This is a genomic window from Maribacter sp. 2-571 (assembly GCF_050589625.1).
Taxonomy (GTDB): Bacteria; Bacteroidota; Bacteroidia; order Flavobacteriales; family Flavobacteriaceae; genus Pelagihabitans.
Window position 1 is genome coordinate 1 of sequence record NZ_JBNGOP010000065.1, and the last position, 1,529, is coordinate 1,529.

At 55.7% G+C, this 1,529-nt stretch carries 1 protein-coding gene; it reads left to right on the forward strand.

The window, feature by feature from the left end; translation table 11 throughout:
- Positions 1-1,529, forward strand: a 1,529-nt coding sequence (locus ACRD7P_RS20875) for an AMP-binding protein (RefSeq protein ID WP_430909738.1), incomplete at both ends; no start/stop codon positions are given.

Here is a 1,529-nt window from a genome sequence, read left to right on the forward strand (position 1 = left end):
GAGACGACCCTTGGCGCGTACGACCACCAGTTGGCGCCCTTCGAGAAGGTGGTCGAACGGGTGGTCAAGACACGGGAGGCGGGTGTGAACCCCTTGTTCCAGGTCTTGTTCTCGTTACAGAATTCGGAGGCCGAGGCTTCCGGTTCCGAGATGGCCCCTACCGAGATGGAGGACCTTTTGGTATCCCCTTACGAGTCCGGTGGCGGTACTACTGCGCAGTTCGATCTAAAAATGGTAGTTGTGGAGGACCTATCGGATATCGCGATCGACCTGGAATACCGCAATAGCCTTTTCAGCCGTGAAACGATCGAGGGGATGCTGTCGCATTATGTGGAGCTGTTGCGCAGTATCGTGGCCTCCCCTGAGAGCCGTTTGTCGGAGCTTTCGATGTTGGGCGTATCCGAGGAGCAACAATTATTGGAATCGCTCTCCACGAGGGTTCTGACCGATGTCCCGACGTGGAACGTTCTGGAGCTCTTTGACCGGCATGTTTCCGGTTCCCCCGATTCCCCTGCGCTTGTGTACGGCGTTACCGAGCTGAGCTATGGGGAGCTCGGGGAGCGTGTGGACCGTTTGGCGCTTCATTTACGGGAACATTACCATGTGGTCGAGGGTGATTATATCGGGGTTATCCAGGATCGTTCCCATTGGAGCGTTATCTCTATTTTGGGGATCCTTAAGTCTGGCGGCGTGTACGTTCCGATCGATGCGGGCTACCCCTCGGACAGGAAATCGTATATCATAGGTGATACGGGCCTTGGCCTTATCGTGACGGATTCGGAACACCTGTTCGATGTGACGGAGTATTCGTTGCCGATCTTTACGATAGACATCGAGCTTGATGGGTTATTGGGCACTGGAGGGCCCGATTCGCCTTTGGCGGCCTTGTCGCCTTCCTCATCGGCCTATGTGATCTATACCTCGGGCAGTACGGGAATGCCCAAGGGGGTCCCGATCACCCATGGTTCGCTATCGAACTATATCCATAACAGTGGCAGTTCCTATATAGGGGACCGGGCATCTGGGAGCTATATGCACCTATCGATGTCCTTCGATGCCTCTTTGACGGAGCTTTTCACGCCCTTGGTCACGGGGAAGCGTTTAGTGATCAGTGGCCGTGAGGGCCTTGATGTCTTTACCGACGCGAACCTATTGAAGTACGCCCCTTACGATTTCATCAAGTTGACGCCCTCTCATATGGAGTTGTTGGGCCCTGTGCTTGAATCGTCCTTGCCGGGGGTATTGTCGGACCGTTACGTTCTGGGCGGCGAGACGCTGCTACCGGGCCATTTATCGGTCTTCGGGGAGCTTGGCATCTCCAGTGAGATTGTGAACGAGTACGGTCCCACGGAGGCTACGGTCGGCTGTAGCACCCATGTATTCAACAGTCTGGACGATTTTTCCATGACGGACAGTTTTTCGATCGGGGTCCCGATGGCCAATATGCGCATCTACATATTGGACGCGCATGGCGGTCTGTTGCCTCGGGGCGTTGTGGGGGAGCTGTGCATCGGCGGTGCGGGGGTATC